The organism is Streptomyces sp. NPDC085524, from assembly GCF_044541755.1.
GTDB lineage: Bacteria > Actinomycetota > Actinomycetes > Streptomycetales > Streptomycetaceae > Streptomyces.
Genome location: NZ_JBITTH010000005.1, coordinates 63,322 through 86,539, shown reverse-complemented (window position 1 = coordinate 86,539; position 23,218 = coordinate 63,322). Strand labels below are relative to the sequence as shown.

General features: G+C 74.8%; 18 protein-coding genes, 1 pseudogene and 1 riboswitch. Of the genes and pseudogenes, 11 read left to right on the top strand and 8 right to left on the bottom strand.

Features of this window, described 5'->3' with window-relative positions; translation table 11 throughout:
* Positions 1 to 209: 209 nt before the first annotated feature.
* The gene (locus tag ACIGFK_RS09105; protein WP_376660003.1) at positions 210 to 1,733 is read right to left on the bottom strand and encodes an aldehyde dehydrogenase (NADP(+)); all 1,524 of its coding nucleotides are present in this window, start codon (positions 1,731 to 1,733) and stop codon (positions 210 to 212) included.
* A 147-nt stretch (positions 1,734 to 1,880) separates the two neighbouring features.
* Here ACIGFK_RS09105 and ACIGFK_RS09100 point away from each other — a divergent pair, with 147 nt between their 5' ends.
* The 8 genes and pseudogenes from ACIGFK_RS09100 (at position 1,881) to ACIGFK_RS09065 (ending at position 9,796) form a co-directional block, all read left to right on the top strand.
* A complete protein-coding gene (locus ACIGFK_RS09100; RefSeq protein WP_376660002.1) occupies positions 1,881 to 2,723 on the top strand; it encodes an IclR family transcriptional regulator in 843 nt (280 codons plus the stop codon).
* A 135-nt stretch (positions 2,724 to 2,858) separates the two neighbouring features.
* Positions 2,859 to 3,857, top strand: coding sequence for a hypothetical protein (locus ACIGFK_RS09095; protein ID WP_376660001.1), 999 nt, complete (start codon positions 2,859 to 2,861; stop codon positions 3,855 to 3,857).
* On the top strand, positions 3,857 to 5,167 hold the full coding sequence (locus ACIGFK_RS09090) for a sensor histidine kinase (RefSeq protein ID WP_400051089.1): 1,311 nt from the start codon (positions 3,857 to 3,859) through the stop codon (positions 5,165 to 5,167). The genes ACIGFK_RS09095 and ACIGFK_RS09090 overlap by 1 nt, the downstream gene beginning before the upstream one ends.
* On the top strand, positions 5,164 to 5,838 hold the full coding sequence (locus ACIGFK_RS09085) for a response regulator (RefSeq protein ID WP_400051086.1): 675 nt from the start codon (positions 5,164 to 5,166) through the stop codon (positions 5,836 to 5,838). The genes ACIGFK_RS09090 and ACIGFK_RS09085 overlap by 4 nt, the downstream gene beginning before the upstream one ends.
* A gap of 62 nt (positions 5,839 to 5,900) precedes the next feature.
* A complete protein-coding gene (locus ACIGFK_RS09080) occupies positions 5,901 to 7,349 on the top strand; it encodes a peptidoglycan D,D-transpeptidase FtsI family protein (RefSeq protein WP_400051085.1) in 1,449 nt (482 codons plus the stop codon).
* Between the two features lie 34 nt (positions 7,350 to 7,383).
* A pseudogene (locus tag ACIGFK_RS09075) lies at positions 7,384 to 7,908 on the top strand (GNAT family N-acetyltransferase); the annotation flags it as partial.
* 57 nt (positions 7,909 to 7,965) lie between these two features.
* Complete coding sequence (locus ACIGFK_RS09070; RefSeq protein WP_376659997.1) at positions 7,966 to 8,670, top strand: DsbA family oxidoreductase; 705 nt, start codon at positions 7,966 to 7,968, stop codon at positions 8,668 to 8,670.
* A 70-nt stretch (positions 8,671 to 8,740) separates the two neighbouring features.
* A complete protein-coding gene (locus ACIGFK_RS09065; protein ID WP_376659996.1) occupies positions 8,741 to 9,796 on the top strand; it encodes an aminotransferase class V-fold PLP-dependent enzyme in 1,056 nt (351 codons plus the stop codon).
* 3 nt (positions 9,797 to 9,799) lie between these two features.
* On the opposite strand, the gene ACIGFK_RS09060 is transcribed toward ACIGFK_RS09065, so the two are convergent.
* Positions 9,800 to 10,885: a pyridoxal-phosphate-dependent aminotransferase family protein gene (locus ACIGFK_RS09060; protein WP_400051082.1), complete on the bottom strand. Its 1,086-nt coding sequence runs from the start codon at positions 10,883 to 10,885 to the stop codon at positions 9,800 to 9,802.
* Positions 10,886 to 10,972: 87 nt separating this feature from the next.
* Here ACIGFK_RS09060 and ACIGFK_RS09055 point away from each other — a divergent pair, with 87 nt between their 5' ends.
* Positions 10,973 to 12,058, top strand: a complete 1,086-nt coding sequence (locus ACIGFK_RS09055; protein ID WP_376659994.1) for an amidohydrolase family protein — start codon at positions 10,973 to 10,975, stop codon at positions 12,056 to 12,058.
* A gap of 264 nt (positions 12,059 to 12,322) precedes the next feature.
* Complete coding sequence (locus tag ACIGFK_RS09050; RefSeq protein WP_386465339.1) at positions 12,323 to 13,201, top strand: SCO1860 family LAETG-anchored protein; 879 nt, start codon at positions 12,323 to 12,325, stop codon at positions 13,199 to 13,201.
* Positions 13,202 to 13,770: 569 nt separating this feature from the next.
* Here the strand turns inward: ACIGFK_RS09050 and cobC are convergent.
* Positions 13,771 to 15,192, bottom strand: a complete 1,422-nt coding sequence (gene cobC, locus ACIGFK_RS09045; RefSeq protein WP_400051080.1) for an Rv2231c family pyridoxal phosphate-dependent protein CobC — start codon at positions 15,190 to 15,192, stop codon at positions 13,771 to 13,773.
* A gap of 125 nt (positions 15,193 to 15,317) precedes the next feature.
* Between cobC and ACIGFK_RS09040 the strand changes: the two genes are divergently transcribed.
* Positions 15,318 to 16,049 carry a ZIP family metal transporter gene (locus ACIGFK_RS09040; protein WP_376659991.1) on the top strand — a complete coding sequence of 244 codons (732 nt, stop codon included), beginning with the start codon at positions 15,318 to 15,320 and terminating at the stop codon, positions 16,047 to 16,049.
* A gap of 2 nt (positions 16,050 to 16,051) precedes the next feature.
* Here the strand turns inward: ACIGFK_RS09040 and ACIGFK_RS09035 are convergent, their stop codons facing one another.
* The 5 genes from ACIGFK_RS09035 to ACIGFK_RS09015 all read right to left on the bottom strand — a co-directional run bounded on the left by ACIGFK_RS09035 (position 16,052) and on the right by ACIGFK_RS09015 (position 22,988).
* Positions 16,052 to 17,536, bottom strand: a complete 1,485-nt coding sequence (locus tag ACIGFK_RS09035; protein WP_400051231.1) for a cobyrinate a,c-diamide synthase — start codon at positions 17,534 to 17,536, stop codon at positions 16,052 to 16,054.
* A gap of 11 nt (positions 17,537 to 17,547) precedes the next feature.
* Entirely contained in the window at positions 17,548 to 18,147 is a 600-nt protein-coding gene (gene cobO, locus ACIGFK_RS09030) for a cob(I)yrinic acid a,c-diamide adenosyltransferase (RefSeq protein ID WP_079425618.1), read from the bottom strand.
* Positions 18,147 to 20,261 (bottom strand): putative cobaltochelatase, encoded by a 2,115-nt coding sequence (locus ACIGFK_RS09025; RefSeq protein WP_376658882.1) that lies wholly within the window; start codon positions 20,259 to 20,261, stop codon positions 18,147 to 18,149. Before ACIGFK_RS09025 ends, cobO begins: the two co-directional genes overlap by 1 nt.
* A gap of 223 nt (positions 20,262 to 20,484) precedes the next feature.
* A complete protein-coding gene (locus tag ACIGFK_RS09020; protein ID WP_400051077.1) occupies positions 20,485 to 22,005 on the bottom strand; it encodes a cobyric acid synthase in 1,521 nt (506 codons plus the stop codon).
* Entirely contained in the window at positions 22,002 to 22,988 is a 987-nt protein-coding gene (locus ACIGFK_RS09015) for a cobalamin biosynthesis protein (protein ID WP_400051075.1), read from the bottom strand. Before ACIGFK_RS09015 ends, ACIGFK_RS09020 begins: the two co-directional genes overlap by 4 nt.
* Before the next feature lie 58 nt (positions 22,989 to 23,046).
* A riboswitch (cobalamin riboswitch) is annotated at positions 23,047 to 23,130 on the bottom strand.
* Positions 23,131 to 23,218: the final 88 nt, after the last annotated feature.

Genomic DNA, 23,218 nt, shown 5'->3' with positions numbered 1-23,218 from the left:
GCGGGCGGGGCGGGCAACGGGTTTACGGGCGGCGGCCGGCCCCGGGGAGGGCGGGGCGGCCGCGGGCCGCCGGAGGCCGTCGCGGGCCGGGTCCCCGGCGGCGGGTGCCGCCGGGGGTGCCCTCTATCGGGGGTGCCTCCCGAGGGGAATGCGTTCCGCCGGGAGCGTGCCCGCCGGGAGTGCGTTCCGCCGGGAGTTGCGCGCCCGGCTCAGCCGCCCGTCACGCGGCGCGGCAGTCCCAGCGGGTTGGCCTCGCGCAGCTCCGCCGGGAGGAGGGCGTCGGGGACCGACTGGTACGCCACAGGGCGCAGCCAGCGCTCGATCGCGGTCGCGCCGACCGACGTCGAGTGGGAGGTCGCCGCCGGGTACGGGCCGCCGTGGTGCTGCGCCTGGGCCACCGCGACACCGGTCGGCCAGCCGTTGACCACGATCCGGCCCGCCAGCCCCGTGACCTGCCCGATCAGCTCGGAGGCCGGGCCCGGCGCGCCCTCGGTCTCGGCGGCCGACAACTGGAGGGTGGCGCTCAGGTTCCCGGGGAGCAGCCCGAGCACCCCGCCCGCCTCGAGCTGGTCGGCGTACCGGACGACCACGGTGACCGGGCCGAAGCACTCCTCCAGCAGGAGCTCGTACGCCCCGCCTTCCAGCAGGCGCCGCGCCGGCACGGTCAGGTATCCCGCCCCGACGGTGTGCTCCCCGCCCGAGCCCGGGGTGACGGGCGTGCCGACCCCCGTCAGCGCGGCGCGCTCGCGCACCCCCGCGATGAAGTTCTCCCGCATCCGGTGGTCGAGCAGCACCCCCGGCTCGGTCTCGCCGAGCGCCTTGGTCAGCGCGCCGGTCAGCCGGTCGCCGTCCGCGCCCTCGGGCACCAGCACCAGGCCGGGCTTCACGCAGAACTGGCCGACCCCGAGGGTGACCGAGCCCGCGAGCCCGATGCCGATCTCCTCCGCGCGCTCGGCCGCCGCCGCCGGGGTGACCACGACGGGGTTGAGGGAGCCGAGCTCGCCGTGGAAGGGGATCGGCACGGGCCGCGCGGCGGCCGCGTCGAACAGGGCGCGCCCGCCCCGGACGGAGCCGGTGAAGCCGGCCGCCGCCACCAGCGGGTGCCGGATCAGCGCAAGCCCGGAGTCGAAGCCGTGGACCACGCGCACCACGTCGGCCGGGAGCCCGGACTCGACCGCCGCGCGGCGCAGCAGCGACGCGCACAGCTCCGAGGTGGCCGGGTGGTCGGGGTGGGCCTTGACGACCACCGGGCAGCCGGCGGCGAGGGCGCTCGCGGTGTCCCCGCCCGGGACGGAGAAGGCCAGCGGGAAGTTGGAGGCCGCGTACACCGCGACCACGCCGAGCGGCACCTTGTAGCGGCGCAGCTCGGGGCGGGGCGGGCTCAGGGTGGGGTCGGCGCGGTCGATGCGGATGTCGAGGTACGCCCCCTCGTCCACGGCGTCAGCGAAGGCGCGCAGCTGGCCGGTGGTGCGGGCGAGTTCGCCGGTGAGACGGCCGGGGCCGAGCGCGGTCTCCGCGTCGGCGGCCTCGATGACGTGGGCGGCGGACTCGTCGAGCAGCGCCGCGGCGGCCCGCAGGAAGGCGGCGCGGGCGGTGGCGTCGGCGAGGGCTCCACGGGCCGCGTGGGCGGCCCGTACGGCTTCGTCCACCTCCTGGGAGGTGGCTTCCACCGCAACCTGCTCGCGCTGCTTCCCGGTGCGGGGGTCCACACTCCAGACTGGTGTCGCTGTCATGGCCCGCTGCCTCCTGGATCGTTCAGTATTCTGAACGCCGTTCCGGTGGATGAATGATCACATCTGCTGCGGACTCTATTTCCGCGTCCTCCGCGTGACAAGGGGCGATCGGATGCGGCCGGAGGCGACCAGAGGGGAAGCGCGCCCATGACGACGACCGAGGCGGGGCCGCCGGCGCAGGCGGTGGCGGCGCAGGGGACGGTGGCCCAGGGGGCGCAGGCCCAGGGAGCGCCCGCCCAGGGAGCGGCGGTCAAATCGGCGGTCCGGACCGTCCTGCTGCTCGAGCACTTCGCGGCGCGGCCCGGGCTGCACAGCCTGGCCGACATCCAGAACGACCTCTCGCTGCCCAAGTCCAGCCTGTACATGCTGCTGCGCACGCTGGTGAACCTGGGCTGGGTGGAGACGGACGCCACCGGCACGCGGTACGGCATCGGCGTACGGGCCCTGCTCGTGGGCAGTTCGTACATCGACGGGGACGAGGTCGTCGCCGCCGCCCGGCCCACCCTGGACCGGCTCTCCGACGACACGACCGAGACCATCCACCTGGCGCGGATGGACGGGACGAGCGTGGTGTACCTGGCCACCCGCCAGTCCCAGCACTACCTGCGGCCCTTCACCCGGGTGGGACGGCGGCTGCCCGTGCACTCGACGGCGCTCGGCAAGGCGCTGCTGGCCACGCACACGGACGAAGAGGTACGAGGGCTGCTGCCGCGGCGGCTGGAGGCGGTCACCGAGCACACCGTCACCGACCGGGAGCGGCTCATCGAGGAGCTGGCGCTGGTCCGGGAGCAGGGGTACGCGGTGGACCGGGAGGAGAACACGCTCGGGCTGCGCTGCTTCGGGGTGGCGATCCCGTACCGGACTCCGGCGCGGGACGCGGTGAGCTGCTCGGTGCCGGTGGCCCGGCTGACGCCGGGGCACGAACAGGTCATCAAGGCGGCGCTGTTCGAGGCGCGGGACCGGCTGTCGGTGGTCACGCGGCGCATGTGAGACGGCGGTCGTGACGCGGCGCTCGTGACGCGGTGCTTGTGAGGCGGTGGAGGGGGCGGTTCCTCCCCCGGGCGGGGGAGGGGGTTCCCCTTCGAGGGGGAGGTGGCGGGACGCCGCGCGCGGGACCGTTGGGTCATGACCACACGAGCAGTTCACCCGACGCGTGCGGCGCGGCAGCCGCAGCCCGTTCAGCCGGCCCCCGGTAAGGGTGCCGGGCGGCAGATCCTGCAGGTGGTGGCGCTGGCCGCCACCGTGCCGTACCTGTCGCTCAAGACCGCCTGGCTGGCGGGGAGCCGGATCGGCATACCGGACGGCAGCGTGCTGCTGGATCCGGAGCCGTTCCTCGTCGCGGCGAATGCGGTCACGGTGGCCATGGACGCCTGTGTGATCGCGCTCGTGCTGCTGCTCACGCGGCCCTGGGGCAAGCGGGTGCCGGCCTGGCTGCTGACCGTCCCGGTGTTCGTGGCGACCGGACTGCTGACCCCGATCATCACCGGGTTCCCGGGTCAACTCCTCATACGGTTGCTGGGCTTCGGGGAGACCGCCGCCACGAAGGCGGTGCGCGAGCCCTTCCTGGAGCCCTGGGTGTTCAACATCGTCTACACCGGATTCGCCGTCCAAGGACTCGCCCTGGCCGGGCTGTTCGTGCCCTATGCGCGGGAGCGCTGGGGCCGGCGGTGGCAGGGCGTGCCGGGCCAGGGGCTGCCGCCGTCCACGGGGGTGGTGGCGGCAGCCTCGGCAGCGGCCGGTCTGGCGGTCGCGGCGGCCCACGCCTACTGGGCCCTCGGGGGCACGGCCGGGCTGGGAGCCGAGCGGGCGGCGGCGTACTCGGCGGAGACGGCCGTGGTGACCGTGGTCCACGGGATGTGCGCGCTCGCCGCCGGAGCGGGGGCCCTGCTCCTGGCCCGCGGCGGGAGGGCGTCGGCCCGTTGGCCGCTCGCGCTGACCTGGACCGGCGCCGGGGCGACCCTGACCTGGGGGGCCTGGATGACGGTCGCCTCGCTGGGACCGCAGCTGGACGGAGGCGAAGGGCCCGCGGCAGCAGCCCTGTTGACCTACGCTGGCCAGATGATCACCGGATCGCTCGCCGCCGCAGTCCTCACCAGGTTCCTCATATCCCGCCGCGAAGGGTGATGCGCGACGGCCTGGGCGGGCTGCCGGGCCGGCTGCTGGGCGGGCAGGCCCGGCTGCGCTGGGTGCACCAGATCCTCGGCGGGGCCCTGCTGATGCCCTACTTCTTCGTCGCGGAGGTGGTGGTCGGCATGGCGGCCGGCGGGGTCAACGCCCTCGACTCCTTCCCGCTGGCCCTCGCCTCCTACGCCGCCGCTCTGCCGCTGGCCGCGGCCACCGCCGTCTTCGGGCCGGTGCGGCCGCTGTCGGTGACCGTGGTCCGGGCCATGTGCGGGGTGCCGGGAGACCGGCTGGCGGAGGGGCCGGCGAGGTCCTGGGCGGCCCGGGGGAGGACTTCCGCCTGGTGGACCCTGCACCTGGGGGTCGGCGCGGTGGTCAGCGCGCTGACGCTCGCGGTACCGCCCATGGGCGTCGTACTGATCGCGCTGCCGTTCGTGAGCGGGCTGCAGGAGGTGCGGCTCGGGTTCGGGTGGTTCGCCACCGACGCCCAGCCGTACGCGGCACCGCCGGTCGGGATCGCCCTGCTGGCCGGGGTCGTCCTGGTCGCCGCCGGGGCCGGGGCGCTGCTGGCCCGGCTTGCACCGGTGCTGCTCGGGCCGACCGCGGCGGACCGGCTGGCGGCCGCCGAGGAACGGGCCGCCGACCTGGCCGTGCGCAACCGGCTGGCCCGGGAGCTGCACGACGCGGTCGGGCACGCGCTGAGCGCCGTCACCCTGCAGGCCGTCGCCGCCCGGCGGGTGCTGGACCGCGACCCCGAGTTCGTACGGGAGGCGCTGGCCGCCATCGAGGACAGCACCCGGCGGACCGTGGGCGAGCTGGACGCCGTACTGGGCCTGCTGCGCGACGGGGACCCGGCGCGGCCGGACGCCGCGCCGGCCCCGACCCTCGCCGCCGACCTCGACGGACTGCTGGCCCGCACCAGGGCGGCCGGCACCACCGTGACCGCGCACCAGGACCCCGGGCCCGTCCGGGACTGGGGGCAGCTGCCCGCCATCGCCTCCCGCGAGGCATACCGGATCGTCCAGGAGGGCCTCAGCAACGCACTGCGCCACGGCTCCGGCCCGGTGGAGCTGCGGATCCGCGTACAGGAGGGGGAAGGCCCCCGACGAGAAGGCGTACCCCGTGAACTGGAGATCACCATGACCAATCCGCCAGCCGTGCCCGACGGCCGGGAACCCCGTACGACCGGGGGCCGGGGCCTGCGCGGCGCGGCCGAACGGGCCGCACTGCTCGGCGGCGCCATCGAGGCGGGCCCGCACGGGGGCCGCTGGCGGCTGAAGGCCGTACTGCCGCTCGGGGAGGAGGCCCGATGACCGCGCCGGGCAGGCCCCCGCTGCGCATCGTGCTCTGCGACGACGAGCGGATGGTCCGCACCGCGCTGCGGGTCATCCTCGAGGCCGAACCCGACCTGGAGGTGGTCGGCGAGGCGGCCACGGGCGCCGAGGCGGTCCCGCTGGTGCGCTCGCTGGGCCCCGACGTGGTGCTGATGGACGTCCGGATGCCCGAGATAGACGGGATCCGGGCCACCGAGCAGATCCTCGCCACCATGCCCGAGCCGCCCCGGATCGTGGTCGTCACCACCTTCGAGAACGACGCCTACGTCTACGACGCGCTGCGGGCGGGAGCCTCCGGCTTCCTCCTCAAGCGCGCCGACCCGGACGAGCTGATCGGCGCGGTCCGGATCGTGGCCCGCGGTGACTCCCTGCTCTTCCCCGCGGCCGTCCGCTCCCTCGCCGCGGCCCAGGCGTCCCGCACCCCGCCCGCCGCCGCGCCCTGGGTGTCCCGGCTCACCGAGCGGGAGGCCGACGTACTGCGCCTGATGGCCACCGGACTGTCCAACCACGAGATGAGCGAACGCCTGGGGGTCGGCCCGCAGACGGTGAAGACCCATGTCGCGGCGGTGCTCACCAAGACGGGCTCCCGGGACCGCACGCAGGCGGTCATCGCGGCCTACGAAGGGGGCTTCGTCATGAAGAAAAGCTGAGAACCCGGCCACAATCAGGGCAGAGCGGAACGGCTGGGGCCATTGGTACGTCCTTCTGGGGGATGAACAAGACGATCAGGCGTGCGTCGGTCTTCTGTCTGCTCCTGGTGCTGGCCCTGCTGGTCCGCGTCACCTGGGTGCAGGCATACCAAGGCCAGGCCCTCGCAGACGACGAGCACAACCGGCGGAACTTCATCGGGCAGTACGAGAACCCGCTGGGCAACATCATCGTGGGCGGGGAGGCGATCACCGGCTCGGTGAAGACGGGCGGCAAGGACTTCGGTTACAAGCGGACCTACACCGACGGCCCCCTCTACGCGCCGATCACCGGCTACAGCTCCCAGGCCTACGGGACGAGCATGCTGGAGGGCATCTACAAGAACATCCTCAACGGCTCCGACAGCCGGCTGAAGACCATGATGGACACACTCACCAACAAGCGGGCCGCCCCGGGCAACGTCCTGACCACCATCGACAAGGACGTGCAGAAGGCCGCCTACGACGCGCTCCAGGGCAAGCAGGGCGCCGCCGTGGCCATCGACCCCGCGACGGGCGAGATCCTCGCCGTGGTCAACAACCCCTCCTTCGACCCCGGCCGCATCACCGGCGCCAACGACAAGGAGGCCTGGGCGGAGCTCTCCGCCGACCAGGGCAAGGCCATGGAGAACGTGGCGCTGCGCAAGCCCCAGGCACCCGGCTCCACCTTCAAGCTCGTCACCCTCGCGGCGGCGATCGAGAACGGCCTCGTCAAGGACATCGACCAGCCGACCGGCACCCCCGACCCGTACACGATCCCCGGCACCCGCACCCTGCTGCCCAGCGAGGCGGGCTCCGCGGCCTGCAACAACGCGTCGCCGCGCACGGCGCTGCGGCTGTCCTGCAACAACGTCTTCGCGGAGCTCGCGCACAAGCTCGGCCAGGACAAGATGCGGGCCATGGCCGAGAAGCTCGGCTTCAACACGCAGATCGACACCCCGGTCCGCACCAATCCGGCGAGCAAGTACCCGTCGAAGAAGATGTCCGTCGACCAGGTCGCGCAGACGGGTATCGGCCAGTTCGACGTGCAGGCCACCCCGCTCCAGATGGCGATGGTGACGGCGGCGATCGAGAACGGCGGCAAGCTCGTCGCCCCGCACATGGTCTCCGAGGTCACCGACGCGGGCGGCAACGTGCTGCAGAGCTTCAAGGACCCGAAGTCCCAGCAGGTCATGAGCGAGAGGACCGCCTCGATGATCCGGGACGCCATGAGGGCGGTCGCCACCGAGGGCGGCGGCAAGCCGGCCCAGGTGTCGGGCGCCGAGGTCGGCGGCAAGACGGGTACCGCCCAGCGCGGCGTCAACAACAGCCTGTCCCCGCTGGCCTGGTTCACCTCGTACGGAAAGGCGGGCGGCAAGCAGATCGCCGTGGCCATCGTGATCGAGAACTCGGACACCGACCGCTCCGAGATCGGCGGCGGCAAGCTGGCCGCCCCCATCGCCCAGAAGATGATGGGGGCTTGGCTCAAGAAGTAGCCGTGGCCGAAGAAGCGGGCAGGTCCGACGCGCCGGGAACCGACACGGGTCCCGGCGCGTTCCCCTTCCCATGATCAGGACCGCGCAACCCGCCGACCTCGACGCCATCGCAGCCCTCCACACCAGGGCCCGGGCCACCTACTACCAGGGCCACATCCCGGAGCAGGCCTACGCCGGCGACGCCGAGCTCACGCGGACCCGGGAGGCCTGGTCACGGGCCGTCGCCCGGCCCGCCGCCGAGGGCCGGGTGCTCTGCGCCGAGCAGGACGGCGAGGTCACCGGGGTCGCAGCGTTCCTCACCGCGGACGGCGAGACCACCCTGACCCAGCTCCACGTCGACCCGGTCCACTGGCGCCGCGGCACCGGCGCCGCCCTGCACGCGGCCTGCCTCGACGCCTGGCGCGGAGCCGGCATCAGCCGGGTCCGCCTGGAGGTCTACGAACACAACCTGCGCGCCCAGGCCTTCTACGCCCGCCACGGCTGGCTCCCCGCCCCGGCGGCCGGCCGCACCGGCTCCCACCGCACGCTCTGGCTCACGGTGCCGCCGTCCGGGGAATGAGACGCCCCGGCGAGTGGTTGAAGTGAAAACCGTTCACAACCGGAGAGAAGAAGGAACATGCGCGTCGAGATCTGGAGCGACATCGCCTGCCCGTGGTGCTACATCGGCAAGGCCCGCTTCCACCAGGGGCTGGCCGGCTTCGCCCACCGCGACCAGGTCGAGGTCGTCTTCCGGTCGTTCGAGCTGGACCCGGGCGGCGCCAAGGGCGTCACCGCACCCGTCCTGGAGATGCTCGCCAAGAAGTACGGCCGCACCCTGGACGAGGCGCGCGCCATGGAGGAGCACGTCGCGGCCACCGCGCGGGCCGAGGGGCTCGACTACCGCACCGACGGCCGCGACCACGGCAACACCTTCGACATCCACCGCCTGCTGCACCTGGCCGCCGCCCGCGGCCGCCAGGAGGAGCTGCTCGACCTCGCCTTCCGGGCGAACTTCGCCGAGGTCCGCTCCGTCTTCGACCCCGAGGTGCTGGTCGGGCTCGCCGTCGAGGCCGGGCTGGACGAGGCCGAGGCCCGCGCCGTCCTCGCCGACGACTCCGCGTACGCGGACGAGGTGCGGGCCGATGAGCGCGAGGCCGCCGAACTGGGCGCCAACGCCGTGCCGTTCTTCGTCCTCGACCGCCGCTACGGGATCTCCGGCGGGCAGCCGGCCGAGGTGTTCACCCGGGCCCTGGAGCAGGCGTGGGCCGGGCGCGAGGTCGAGGAGCCGGCCGCCGCCGGTGCGTGCGAGCCCGACGGGGCGTGCGAGGTCCCCCGGGTATAAGCATCACTTGGAGTGGATGCATAAAACTCGGCAATGGACTTTGGGTCGTGGTGGGCGCAGAGTTGACGGCATGGATCTTTCGATCGCCGAAGCGGCCCGTTCCGAGTTCGCCCACTCCACCGTCTACCTCAACACCGCCACCTGCGCGGTGCTCCCGCGTTCCGCCGTCGCCGCCGTACGGGAGCTGGCCGAGGCGGCGGCGGCCGGACTTCCCGCCGGATTCGGCGACTTCGACCGCGTGAACCGGGTCCGGGCCGCCTTCGCCCGGCTGGTCGGCGTGGACGCCGGGAGGGTCGCCATCGGCTCGTCCGTCGCCACCCACGTCGGCCTCGTCGCGGCATCGCTGCCGCCGGGCTCCGAGGTCCTGTGCGCGGAGGGCGACTTCGCCTCCATCATCAACCCGTTCCTGGTCCGGGGAGACCTCAAGCTGCGCTTCGCGCCGCTCGAAGCCCTCGCCGAGGCCGTCGGCCCGGACACCGCCCTGGTCTCGGTGAGCGCCGTGCAGTCCGCGGACGGCAGGACCGCCGACCTGGCCGCCGTGCGCGCGGCGGCACAGGCGCACGGGGCCCGGATGCTCGTGGACGCGAGCCAGGCGGCGGGCTGGCTCCCCTTCGACGCGTCGCCGTACGACTACACCGTCACCGGCGGCTACAAGTGGCTGCTCGGCGGCCGCGGCGCCTCCTACCTCACGGTGTCGCGGGAGGCCCAGCAGGGCCTGGTCCCGCTGCACGCCGGATGGGTGGCGGCCGACTCCATGTGGGACGCCACCTACGGCCCGATGCCGCAACTGGCCGCGGACGCCCGCCGGTTCGACGAGTCCCCGGCCTTCCTCGCCTACCACGCGGCCGAGCCCTCGCTGGCCCTGCTGGAGCGGATCGGCATCGAAGCCGTCCACGCGCACGACACCGCCCTCGCCGCCCGCTACCGGGCCGGCCTCGCCCGCCTCGGCCACGAGCCCGTGCCCGGAGAGGCCGCCATCGTCTCGGTGCCGGGCCTCGCCGGCCGCCAGCCCGCCCTGCTGGCAGCCGGCGTCGCCACCTCCGCCCGCGCGGGCTCCCTGCGGGCCTCGTTCCACTTCTACAACACCGAGGCGGACGTGGACCGGCTCCTCGACGCCCTGTCCTGACCGCTACCGGTCCAGCGCGGCCGCCCAGGCCGACTCCGCCGCGGCCAGTGCCGCGTCCGGCCCGGCCCCCACGGCGGCCGCCAGGGCCGTCAGGGAGGCCCGGACCACCGGGAGCGAAGCCGCCCGACCGTAGTGGTTGACCCGGATCATCTCCCGAGCCAGCGCCCCGCCGCCCGCGGCGAGCGGCGCCGCCGGGTCCGCCACCAGGGCCTTGGCCACCACCAGCGAGGCCTCCTCGGCCCGCAGGGTGGTGGCCACCGGCGCGGCCTCCGCCGGCCGGCCCACGTACGGGGCGAGCCCCAGCACGGCCGCACCCGCGCGGGTCGCCGCAGCGGCCGCCGCGTGCCGGGCCGTCACCGCGGACAGGCCCTCGTCCCCGATCCGGTCCAGGCAGGCCTCCAGCGCCAGCATCTCCAGCTGCGCGGGAGCGTGCGGCAGCGCCTTGCGCCCGGTGTCGATCCAGCGCTCCTTCCAGTCGAGGAGTGACAGGTAGGAGCGGCGCGGGGCCGCGGGGTTCCCGGCGAACCGGGCCCACGCGCGGTCCGAGACCGACACCGCCGACACGCCGGCCGGGCCGCCCATCGCCTTCTGCGCGCCGATCACGCACAGGTCCACGCCCCACGCGTCGACGAGCAGCGGCTCCGCGCCGACCGAAGCCACCGCGTCCACCATGAACAGCGCGCCGTGCTCCCGTACGACCTCGCCGATCTCCGCGACGGGGTTCGTGTTCCCCGTCGCCGCCTCCGCGTGGACCAGCGAGACGAAGTCGATCTGCGGGTGCTCGGCCAGCGCCCGCGCGACCGCCCCGGCCGTCACGGCGGTGTCGAAGGGGACCTCCAGGTCCACCACGGCCGCCCCGCAGTCGCGCAGCCAGTTGCCGAACGTGGTCCCGTACGGGCCGGTCACCACGTTCAGCGCGGTCGATCCGGGCCGGGCGCCCGAGCGGATGCACCCCTCCAGCGGCAGCAGCGCCTCGCCCTGGGTGATCACCACGTCGTGCCGGGTGGAGAGCAGCTCCGCGACCCCCCGTTCGATCGACGCGAAACGCTCCGCGGTCAGCGGCGGGAGGTCCAGGAGGGGGTGCGACACGAGGGTGCTTCTCTCTTCGTCCGGGGTCGTCCGGATACGTCCGGCAATCCCTCCAGAGCCTACCGAGCGCGCCGTTACAGTGCCGCCATGAGCGATGTGCTGCATGTGAAGGGGCGGGTCCTGGTCGGTCCCGACGAGGTCCGCGACGAGCTCTGGGTGGTCGGCGGAAAGGTCTCGTACGAGCGCCCGCGCACGGCCCGCGAGGTCACCACGGTGACCGGCTGGGCCCTGCCGGGCCTGGTCGACGCGCACTGCCACGTGGGGCTCGACTCCCACGGCGCGGTCGACGCCGAAACCGCGGAACGCCAGGCCCTCACCGACCGCGACGCCGGCACCCTCCTCATCCGGGACGCCGGATCGCCCTCCGACACCCGCTGGGTCGACGGGCGCGAGGACCTCCCGAAGATCATCCGGGCCGGCCGCCACATCGCGCGCACCCGCCGCTACATCCGCAACTACGCGCACGAGATCGAGCCGGCCGACCTCGTCGAGTACGTCGGCCGCGAGGCGCAGCGCGGCGACGGCTGGGTGAAGCTGGTCGGCGACTGGATCGACCGCGAGGTCGGCGACCTGACGGCCTGCTGGCCGCGCGCGGAGGTGGAGGCGGCCATCGCCGAGGCACACCGCCTGGGAGCCCGGGTCACGGCGCACTGCTTCGCCGAGGACTCGCTGCGCGACCTGGTCGAGGCGGGCATCGACTGCATCGAACACGCCACCGGCCTCACCGAGGACACCATCCCGCTGTTCGCGGAGCGCGGGGTGGCGATCGTCCCGACGCTCGTGAACATCGCGACCTTCCCGAAGATGGCCGCCGGCGGCGAGGCGAAGTTCCCGCAGTGGTCGGCGCACATGCGGCGGCTCCACGAGCGGCGCTACGACACCGTCCGCGCGGCCTACGACGCCGGCATCGAGGTGTACGTGGGCACCGACGCGGGCGGTTCCCTGCCGCACGGCCTGGTCGCGGCGGAGGTCGCGGAACTGGTGAAGGCCGGCATCCCCGCCCTCGACGCCCTCTCGGCCACGGCCTGGGCGGCGCGCGAATGGCTCGGCAGGCCGGGCCTGACCGAGGGTGCACCGGCCGACCTCGTGGTCTACGGCAGCGATCCGAGGGCGGACGTGCGCACCCTCGCCCAGCCGATGCGGGTCGTCGTGAACGGCAAGGTCAGGGCCTGAGCGCCCCGTTGACGACCCGCGTGACATGGAGGGCCTGCCGGTCGTTGGACGTGCTCCTGCTTGGGGCGGGAGGGAACCCCCGTTCCCCATGGGACATAAAGAATCGAATATTCACCCGGAAACCACCCTTTGGGGTGAAGTGACGCCAGGTTGACCCCCGTTCACCCACAGTGCGTAAAGATTCCGAGGGTCGAGGCCGTCGGCGCGCGCGATGTCCCCCATTGGCGGCGTGACGGCACCCATCTCCTCGGGGGTTCCACCACCTTGAACCGCAATACCTTCCGCATGCCCGCGGCCGTCCTGCTCGCCACGGGAGCGGTCGCCCTGCTCGCCGCCCCGCCCGCCTTCGCCACGGAAGGCGGCGAGGGCAAGGCGGGGGCGGTCGTCCTGCGCACCGGACTGGACGTGGGGCTGCTCAACAAGACCGTGCACGTCCCGCTGAAGACGACCCTCAACGAGGTCAACGCCCCCGCGACGGCGGAGAAGACGGCGCTGAGCGTCACCCTCGACGGGGTCGAGGGCGGGGCGCCGGTCAGCGTGCTGCGCGCCGACGTGGCCACCTCCAAGGCGACCGCCGACAAGAACCGCGCCGAGGCGGAGGCCAACCTCGCCAAGGCCAGGGTGCACGTGCCGGGCCTGCCCGCGCTCTCCCTCATCGAGGTGGAGAAGGTCACCTCCAAGGCCGTCTGCGAGGCCGGCAAGCAGCCGGTGGCCACCTCGAACGTCCTCGGCACGGTGACCGCACTCGGCAAGAAGACCACCGTGACCGCGGGCGGCCCCCCGACCAAGATCGAGGTGCCCGGCGTGGGCCTGGTCAGCCTGGAGCTGTCCGGTACGCAGACCACCTCCACGACCGCCGCCGCCACCGCGCTCCGCCTGAAGGTGTCCGTCAACCCGCTGAAGCTCAACGTGGCCGAGGTGGAGGGGGAGATCGTGCTCGCCGAGGCGCACTGCGAGTCCCCCGCCGCGCCTGCGTCGAAGCCGGACGTCAAGCCGCAGATCTCCACGACCACCACGAACACCACCAGCACCAACCTCGCGGAGACGGGCGGCGGTTCACCGACCCCGTACGTCGCGGGAGGCGCGCTGATCCTGCTCGGCATCGGCGCGGGGGCGCTGGTCGTGAGCCGCCGGGCCTCCTAGTACGGGACCGCGCGAGCACCCGGAGGGGAGTGCCCGCGCGGTCGCCGCGCCGTCGCGGCCCCCGGTACCCCCGCGGCCCGCGCCGCCCCCGCCGGGGTCGGGTGTGCGGTGGGGTGCCCCCGCAGGGCGTCGAACGCAACCGCCCCGCACTCGGCCGGCCCCGTGGAAACGTTCGACGGCCGAGGAGGTGCCCCGCCGCGCGCCCGGGCCCGGTGGCCCGTTGCGTGCGGGCCGCCCCGGGGTGCCGCTGCGCGGAGCTGCTCCCCGCCCCGCCCTTCCACCGTTCCCCGGGCTCCGCCCGGACCCGGTCCTCAAACGCCGGACGGGCTGGAGGGTGCGGCCGGGCCGGACGGTGCGGGAGGGGAGAGGGGGCGCGGTCCGCCCGCGAAGGCCTGGGGCTCCGCCCCGGGTGTCGCGCCTCGAACGCCGGCGGGGCTGAATCCGCCGGCGGGCATGGGAAGCCGGGCGTGGCCCGGCAGGGTCGGCGCGGCCGGCGACGGGAGGGGCAGGTAGGGCCGGAGGGCCGGCGACGGGAGGGACGGGCAGGGCCGGCGGCGGGTGGGGATCGGTCAGGGCGCGGTCAGCGCGAGGGCGTGGTCCAGGGCCTGCAAGAGGCGGCCCGTCGTCGCCCGGTCGCGGACCGCCAGCCGGAGCCAGGACCGGTCCAGCCCGGGGAACGTGTCCCCCCGCCGCACGGCGAAGCCGAGGGCGCGGAGCCGCGTCCGTACCTCCGCCGCGCCCGCCACCCGGATCAGGACGAAGGGACCCTCCGCCACCCCCGCCACCGAGACCTCGTCGAACTCCGCCAGGCCGGCCAGCAGGTGCGCCCGGTCCGCCGCGATCCGCCGCGCCGCCTCCTCCGCCTCGGCCAGCGCCGCCGGCGCCACGCATGCCTCGGCCGCCACCAGCGCCGGGGTCGACACCGGCCACAGCGGCTGCGCCGCGGTCAGCTTCGCGATCACCTCCGGCTCGGCCAGCACGTAGCCGATCCGCAGCCCCGCCAGCCCCCAGGTCTTCGTCAGGCTCCGCAGCACCACCAGCCCCGGCACATCGGTCCGCCCCGCCAGGGCCTCCCGTTCGCCCGGAACGGCGTCCATGAACGCCTCGTCGACCACCAGGATCCGCCCCGGACGGGCCAGCGCGGCCAGCGTCGCCGCCGGGTGCAGGACCGACGTCGGGTTGGTGGGGTTGCCCACCACCACCAGGTCGGCCTCCTTCGGCACCGCCGCCGGGTCCAGCCGGAACCCGTCCTCCGCCTTCAGCAGCACCCGCTCCACGCGGTGCCCCGCATCCCGCAGGGCCGCCTCCGGCTCGGTGAACTGCGGATGCACCACCACCGGACGCGTGGAGCCCAGCGCCCGCGCGATCAGTACGAAGGCCTCCGCCGCCCCGGCCGTCAGCAGCACCCGCTCGACCGGCAGCCCGTGCCGCGCCGCCACCGCCGCACGCGCGGACCGGCCGTCCGGGTACGCGGCGAGGTCCCCGAGGGAGGCGGCGATCCGCTGCTTGAGCCACTCCGGGGGCGTGTCCGACCGTACGTTGACCGCCAGGTCGACCAGCCCCGAGCCCGCGTCGATCACCTCCGCGTCCCCGTGGTGCCTCAGGTCGTGCGCCTGCGCCGTCGCGACCGCGCAGGTCGCCGCCATCGAGCGCCGCTTCGGTACGAGGAGTTCGCCGCCGGAGGCGAGCGCCGCGGCCTCCGCCACCGAGGGAGTGCCGGCCGCCGTGCGCGCCGCGTCCGAGGGGTGCGGCACCGTGATCGCCGCCAACTGCTCCGCGGGATAGCCGAGGAGGGGCACGCCGAAACGTTCCGCCGCGCCCGCTATCCCCGCCTCGGCCGCCTTCGACTCCACCGTGGCCAGCGCCGTCACCGACCCCGAGGCCAGCCCGGCCCCGCGCAGCGTCTCCTCGACCAGGGCGCAGACCTCCGCGACGGAGACCCCCGCCCGTCCGCCGACCCCGACCACCAGTTGCGCCGCGTACTCGCCCACCGGGGATCCTCCCTCCGTAGAAACAGTCACCGGTCAGCCGTCCACCGGTCGGTCGTCAACAATCCGCCGCCCGCCACCCGCGCGCGGACGTGCGCGGGGCGCGGGGAGTCGGTATTCAGGGCCACATGGCCGTGATCGTGGCGTTGGGTGCGTTCCTGATGACGCTGGCGGGCGGATGGGCGGCGCAGCGCGTCACCGACCGCCGCCACCTCGTGCTGGGCCTGGCCGGCGGGCTCATGCTCGGCGTGGTCGGCCTCGACCTGCTCCCGGAGGCCCTGCACGCGGCGGGGGACGAGTTCCTCGGCGTCCCGCTCGCCCTGCTGCTCTTCGTGGCCGGGTTCCTCGTCGCGCACGTCGCCGAACGGCTCCTGGCCGTGCGTCAGGCAGCGCACGGCGCCGAGAACGGCCACGGCCACCGCGTCCCCCAGGTCGGCCTCACCGCCGCGGCGGCCATGGTCGGCCACAGCCTCGCCGACGGCGTGGCCCTGGGCGCGGCCTTCCAGGTCGGCGGGGGCATGGGGGTGGCCGTGGCACTGGCCGTCATCACCCACGACTTCGCCGACGGGTTCAACACGTACACGCTGACGAGCCTCTACGGCAACGACCGCCGAAGGGCCCAGATGATGCTCCTCGCGGACGCCGTCGCCCCCGTCGTGGGCGCGGCGTCCACTCTGCTGTTCACCCTTCCGGAGGAACCCCTCGGTGCGTACCTCGGATTCTTCGGCGGGGTCCTGCTGTACCTGGCGGCCGCGGAGATCCTGCCCGAGGCCCACCACAAGCACCCCGCCCTGTCCACGCTGCTGTGCACCGTGGGCGGGGTGGCCGGGATCTGGCTCGTGGTGGGCCTCGCGGACTGATCTCACGGCCGGTTCGCCGCCGCTTCCACGAACCGGCGTGCGACGGAAGGCTCCGCCGCCCAGTGCGTGTGCAGGTAGCTGGCGTGCACGCCCTGCTGTACGAAGCCCTCGACGCGGCGCTCCGGGTGCGTGAACCCCCACGCGGGGGCCGCACCGGCACCCGGCTCGATCACCGTGCGGTGGAACTCGTGCCCGCGCAGCCGGGTCCCGGCGGCCGCGAGCGCGCTGTCGGACACCGCCACGGCCTCCCGGTAGCCCAGGGTGAGGCGCTCCGACATCCGCGCGTCGGCGTCGAGCACCCCGCACATGGGCTTCCCGTCGAGGGTGCGTGCGAGGTAGAGCAGCCCGGCGCACTCGGCGGCGACGGGCCCGCCGGCCGCGGCGAACGCGGCCACGGCCGCGCGGAGCGGCTCGTTCGCGGACAGCTCGGGCGCGTACACCTCGGGGAACCCGCCGCCGATCACCAGGCCGGCCGTGCCGGTCGGCAGGGCCTCGTCCCTCAGGGGGTCGAAGGTGACGACCTCCGCGCCGGCGGCGGTGAGCAGCTCCGCGTGCTCGGCGTAGGAGAACGTGAATGCCGGGCCTCCTGCGACGGCGATGACCGGCCGTCGGCCGGTGGCTCCGCCGAGGCCCGCGGGTGCGGCGCGGTTGCCAGGGGCTCCGCCCCCGGACCCCCGCGCCTCAAACGCCGGCGAGGCCGGGTTCTCCGGCCCGTCCGGCGTTTGAGGCGCGAGGTCTGGGGCGGAGCCCCAGGTGCGCGCCAGCGCAGTCGACGGCGACCAGGCTTCGCAGGCCAGTGCGGGGGCAGTTCGGGCCAGGGCCATCAGCGCGTCCAGGTCGCAGCCCGCCCGCACCTGGTCCGCCAAGGCGGCAACCGCCGCCACCGCGTCCGCCCGCCGCTCGGCGACCGGTACCAGTCCCAGGTGCCGGGACGGCGCGGCCACCTGCGGAGCACGCCGCAGGACGCCGAGCACCGGCATCCCCGCCTCCTCCAGGGCCTCCCGCAGCATCGCCTCGTGCCGGTCGGAGCCGACCTTGTTCAGGATCACGCCCCCCAGCCGCACCTGCGGGTCGAAGGACGCGAAGCCGTGCACCAGCGCCGCCACCGACCGCGACTGCGACGAGGCGTCGACCACCAGCACCACCGGCGCCCGCAGCAGCTTCGCCACCTGCGCCGTCGACGCCAGCTCACCCCGGCCCGCCGCCCCGTCGTACAGCCCCATCACGCCCTCGACCACGGCGAGGTCGCACCCGGCGGCCCCGTGCGCGAACAGCGGGGCGACCAGCTCCGGCCCGCACATGAAGGCGTCCAGGTTGCGCCCCGGGCGGCCGGTGGCGAGCGCGTGGTAGCCGGGGTCGATGTAGTCCGGCCCGGCCTTGTGCGGAGACACGGCGAGGCCGCGCTCCGAGAAGGCCGCCATCAGGCCCGTGGCGACGGTGGTCTTGCCGCTGCCGGAGGACGGCGCGGCGACGACCAGCCGCGGCATGTCGAACGAGGTCACCACTCGATGCCCTTCTGGCCCTTCTGGCCGGCGTCCATCGGGTGCTTGACCTTGGTCATCTCGGTGACGAGATCCGCGAACTCCAGCAGCTTCTCCGGCGCGTTGCGGCCGGTGATCACCACGTGCTGGGTGCCGGGACGGTTCCGCAGCACCTCGATGACCTCGTCGACGTCGATCCAGCCCCAGTGCATCGGGTACGCGAACTCGTCGAGGACGTACAGCTTGTGCGTTTCGGCGGCCAGATCGCGCTTGACCTGCTCCCAGCCCTCCTTGGCGGCCTGCTCGTTGTCGAGCTGGGCGTCGCGCTGGACCCAGGACCAGCCCTCGCCCATCTTGTGCCAGACGACGGAGCCGCCCTCGCCGGATGCGCCGAGCACCTTGAGCGCGTTCTCCTCGCCGACCTTCCACTTCGCCGACTTGACGAACTGGAACACTCCGATCGGCCAGCCCTGGTTCCACGCGCGCAGCGCCAGCCCGAAGGCCGCCGTCGACTTGCCCTTGCCGGGGCCGGTGTGGACGAAGACGAGCGGACGGTTGCGGCGCTGGCGCGTCGTGAGTCCGTCGTCCGGAACGACGGTCGGCTGTCCCTGCGGCATTAGGCGGCCCTCCTGGAGGCGCTGTTGGGTGACGCAGTGTGGGTCACTGCGGTACGTACGTTCTTCACGAGCCCGGCGAGCGAATCGGCCCGCAGCCCGTCGAGGGTGACGGCGGGCGCGCCGAGGTCGGTGGCCAGCACCCCGGCCAGCCCCAGCCGCACCGGCCCGGACTCGCAGTCCACGACCACCGACGCGACCCCCTCCGCGGCCAGCAGCCGCGCACTGCGCCCCGAGAGCTCGCGCGGGTCGCCCCCGACGGCCCCGGCCGACGTCGCACGGCCGTCGGTCACGACCACGAGCAGCGGACGGCGGCTCGGATCGCGCAGCCGCTCGATCCGCAGCACCTCGTGGGCCTTCAGCAGCCCCGCGGCCAGCGGGGTGCGCCCGCCGGTCGGCAGCTGCTCCAGCCGGGCCGCCGCCGCGTCCACCGAGGAGGTGGGCGGCAGCGCCAGCTCGGCGCCGGAGCCGCGGAACGTGATCAGGCCGACCTTGTCCCGGCGCTGGTAGGCGTCCAGCAGCAGCGAGAGCACCGCCCCCTTGACCGCGCTCATGCGCTGCCGGGCGGCCATCGAACCCGAGGCGTCCACGCAGAACAGCACGAGGTTGCCCTCGCGGCCCTCCCGCGTCGCCTGCCGCAGGTCGTCCTTGCGGATGACCAGCCCGCGCCCGGCCCGCCCGCGCGCCTTCTGGTGCGGGGCGGCCGCGTGCACGGTGGCCGCCAGGTGCAGCTTCGTCAGCTGGCCCCGGGGCCGCTGGGAGCCGGTGGTCCGGCCGTGCGCGGTACGGGCCCGCGAACGGCGTCCGGCCGCGCCCTCGCCGAGCCCCGGCACGCTCAGCACCTTGGTCCGGAACGGCTCGGCGGCCCGTACGGCGGCCTGCTCGGGAGCCGCGCCGCCGCCCTGGGCGGAGGGCTGCGGGGCCTCGGGCCGCTGCTCGGGGGCCTCGGCGGGGTCTTCGGCGGGTTCTTCGGTGGTCTCCGCCGGGCCGCCGCCCTCGGGCCCGCCGTTCTGCGGGGGCACGCCGCCGCCCCCGTCGGGGCCGCCGTTGTCGTCCGGACCCTCGGGCTCGGGCTCCGGCCCGTCCGGCTCGGGCTCCGGCTCCTCGTCGGGGAACTCGTCGAGGATCCGGTCCAGCTTGTCCTCGTCCAGGCCCGGCGCGTCGAAGGGGTTGCGGCGGCGCCGGTGGGGGAGCGCCAGCAGGGCGGCCTGGCGCACGTCCTCCTTGCGCACCTCGGTACGCCCGGCCCAGGCCGCCAGCGCGGTGGCCGTCCGGGCCATCACGATGTCGGCCCGCATGCCGTCGACCTCGAAGCCGGCGCAGGTCGCGGCGATCTGGAGCAGCGCGGTGTCCCCGAGCGCGACCTTCGGGAGCAGTGCCCGGGCGGCCACCACCCGGGCGCGGACCTCGTGCTCGTCACCCGCCCAGCGGGTCGCGAAGCCCGCGGGATCGTCCTCGTACGCGAGCCGGCGGCGGACCACCTCCACCCGCTGGGCGGGCTCGCGGGAGGCCGCGACCTCGACGGTCAGCCCGAACCGGTCGAGGAGCTGCGGGCGCAGCTCGCCCTCCTCGGGGTTCATCGTGCCGACGAGGAGGAAGCGGGCGGCGTGGCGGACCGAGACGCCCTCGCGCTCCACGTACGAGGCGCCCATCGCGGCGGCGTCGAGGAGGAGGTCGATCAGGTGGTCGTGGAGGAGGTTGACCTCGTCCACGTAGAGGATGCCGCGGTGGGCGTCGGCCAGCAGCCCGGGCTCGAAGGCCTTCACGCCTTCGGAGAGGGCGCGTTCGATGTCCAGGGCGCCGACGAGGCGGTCCTCGGAGGCTCCGACGGGCAGCTCCACCATCCGCGCGGGCCGGGCGTCGCCGGAACCGGGCTCGTGCGGGCCGTCGGGGCAGGCCGGGTCCGGGGCGGCCGGAGCGCAGCTGAAGCGGCAGCCGGGGACGACGTCCACCTGCGGCAGCAGGGCCGACAGGGCGCGCACGGCGGTGGACTTGGCGGTCCCCTTCTCACCGCGCACGAGCACCCCACCGACGGCCGGGCTCACGGCGTTGAGCAGGAGCGCCAGCCGCAGGTCGGTCTGGCCGACCACTGCGGTGAACGGGTAGGGCGTGCTCATGCGTTGCTCACTCCTTCTGTGTTGGTGCGGGTGCGGGTGCTTGCGGGGTGGCCGGGGGCCCGGGTGCCGCTGCGCGGAGCTGCTGCTCCCCGCCCCGCCCTTTCTCCGTTTCCCGGGGCTCCGCCCCGGACCCCGGTCCTCAAACGCCGGACGGGCTGGATCTCCAGCCCCGCCGGCATGTGAGGCGCGGGGTGGGGGAAGGCCGCACGCAGGGCCCCGGCTCTCACGGGGCGCCCGGCGGCAGGAACGGCACGCCCGCCGGGGCCCCGGACTCGATCAGCCCGAGCAGCGCAGCGGTGTCGGCGTGTTCCTCGATCAGGTCCCCGAGCAGGTCCAGCTGTTCCTCCCGCAGCGCGGAGAACGAGGTGTCCGGCGCCGGCACGAAGCGGCGGCCCGCAGCGGCCGCGACCTCCCGAAGGAACGCCCGGCGGAAGCCGTCCGACTCCAGCGAGCCGTGCCAGTGGGTACCCCACACCGACCCGACCCGGCACCCGTCCAGGAACGGCTCCCCGCCCAGGACCTCGGCCACGCCGTGGTGGATCTCGTACCCGTCCACGGGCTCGCCCAGCGCGGAACCCGACGGCCGGGCCAGGGTCTTCTCCACGGCGAAGCGCACGCGGACCGGCAGCAGCCCGAGGCCTTCCACCTCGCCCGCCCGGGACTCGACGTCGTCCGAGATCCGCTCGCCCAGCACCTGGAACCCGCCGCAGATGCCCAGTACCGGCCGCCCCTCCGCGGCCCGCCGGGCGAGCGCGTCCGCGAGCCCGCGCTCGCGCAGCCACTCCAGGGCCCTCACCGTGCCGCGCGTGCCCGGTACGACGACCAGGTCGGCGTCCGCCAGTTCCTCGGCCCGGTTCACGAACCGGACCACGACCCCCGGCTCCGCCGCGAGCGCGTCGACGTCCGTGAAGTTCGACATCAGCGGCACCGCGCACACCGCGACCCGCAGCACGTCCTCGCCGACCGGCGGGGCCACGACCGACTCGCGCACCGCGCCCCGCAGGGAGACCCGGAGCCCGTCCTCCTCGTCGATGCCGAGCCCGTGCCGGAAGGGGAGGACGCCGTACGTCGCCCGCCCGGTGAGGGAGCGCAGCATCTCCATGCCGGGCTCCAGCAGCGAGACGTCGCCCCGGAACTTGTTCACCATGTAGCCGGCGATCAGCGACTGGTCCTCGGGCGACAGCAGCGCCGTCGTACCGAAGAAGGACGCGAAGACCCCGCCCCGGTCGATGTCCCCGACCACGACGACCGGGAACCGCGCGGCCCGCGCGATGCCCATGTTCACGATGTCGGTCCGGCGCAGGTTGATCTCGGCCGGACTGCCCGCCCCCTCGCAGATCACGGCGTCATACGTGCCCCGCAGCTGCTCCAGGCAGTCCGTGACGATGCCGAGCAACTGCTCCTGCCGGCCCCCGTGGTAGCCGCGGGCGCTCATCTCGCCCACCGGCTTGCCCAGCAGCACCACCTGGCTGCTGCGGTCGCTGCCGGGCTTGAGCAGCACCGGGTTCATCAGCGCGGTCGGCTCCACCCGGGCCGCCTGGGCCTGCATGGCCTGGGCGCGCCCGATCTCGGCGCCCTCCAGGGTCACGAAGGAGTTCAGCGACATGTTCTGCGCCTTGAAGGGCGCCACCTTCACGCCCTGGCGGACCAGCCAGCGGCAGATGCCCGCCGTGACCACGCTCTTGCCCGCGTCGGACGTGGTGCCCGCGACCAGCAGTCCGCCGCCGCGCCTCGCGCCGTTCATGCGCGCCCCCTTCGTGACGTACGCGATGTGTGAGATGTCCGAGATGTGCGCGATACCAGCGCGCGCGCCGCGACGCAGGCGCCCAGCGCCAGCCAGGTCACCTGCCGCGACAGCCGTACCGCCCGTTCGATGTCGGCGACCTCGACGGGGCGCCCCGTCCCGCCGTTGAGCACGGCCCGGTGCTCGACCCGGCCGCCGTACGCCAGGGTCCCGCCGAGCCGTACGCCGAGGGCGCCCGCGAAGGAGGCCTCCACCGGTCCGGCGTTCGGGCTCGGGTGCTTGGCGGCGTCCGTGCGCCAGGCCCGGACCGCCCCCCGACGGTCCGGGCCGGCCGCCACCGCGGCGAGGGCCGTGAGCCGGGCTCCCGGCCAGCCCGCCAGGTCGTCGAGGCGGGCGGAGGCCCAGCCGTAGCGCAGGTAGCGGGGGGACTTGTGGCCGACCATCGCGTCCAGGGTGTTCACGGCGCGGAAGGCGAGCAGCCCGGGGACCCCCGCGACGGCTCCCCACACGAGGGCCCCGACCACGGCGTCCGAGGTGTTCTCGGCGACCGACTCCACGACGGCGCGGGCCATCTGCTGCTCGTCCAGGGCCTGCGGGTCCCGCCCGCACAGGTGCGGCAGCCGTTCCCGGGCCACCTCGGCGTCCCCGGCGGCGAGCGCGCCGCCGATGGCGCGGGCCTCCCGTCCCAGCGAGGTGCCCCCGACGACGGCCCAGGTGGCGGCGGCGGTCAGGGCGATACGGGCGGCCGCGGGCCGGGAGCGCACGGCGCGGGCGCCGAGCGCGCCGACGGCGGCAGCGCCCCCGGCGCACAACAGGGTGTGCAGGACGCCCCGGGCGCGGTCGTCGCGCCACAGGGCGCGCTCGACGGCGGCGGCGGTTCGTCCGAAGGCGGCCACGGGGTGCCCTCGGCGCGGATCACCGAGGATCCGGTCGCCGATCAGGCCCGCCGTGGCGCCGTACGCGAAGACGCGATCGGCACGCATGGTGGCAGGTATGTCCTCACTCAGGGTCCGCGCCCTGGTTCGACGTGTCCGGCGGCGAGAGTTCCTGGCTCCCGGGGCGCACTCGGCGGAGTGCCCCGGTGACAGTGGCGGGACCGCGCCGGATTCGCACCGGACTTCCTCTCCATGCCGCCGTATTGGCTCGGGCAGTCCACCACGCACCGCGAACGCCCGTCAACTCGCCGTTGACCTGCGGCTGGGTACGCGAAAAC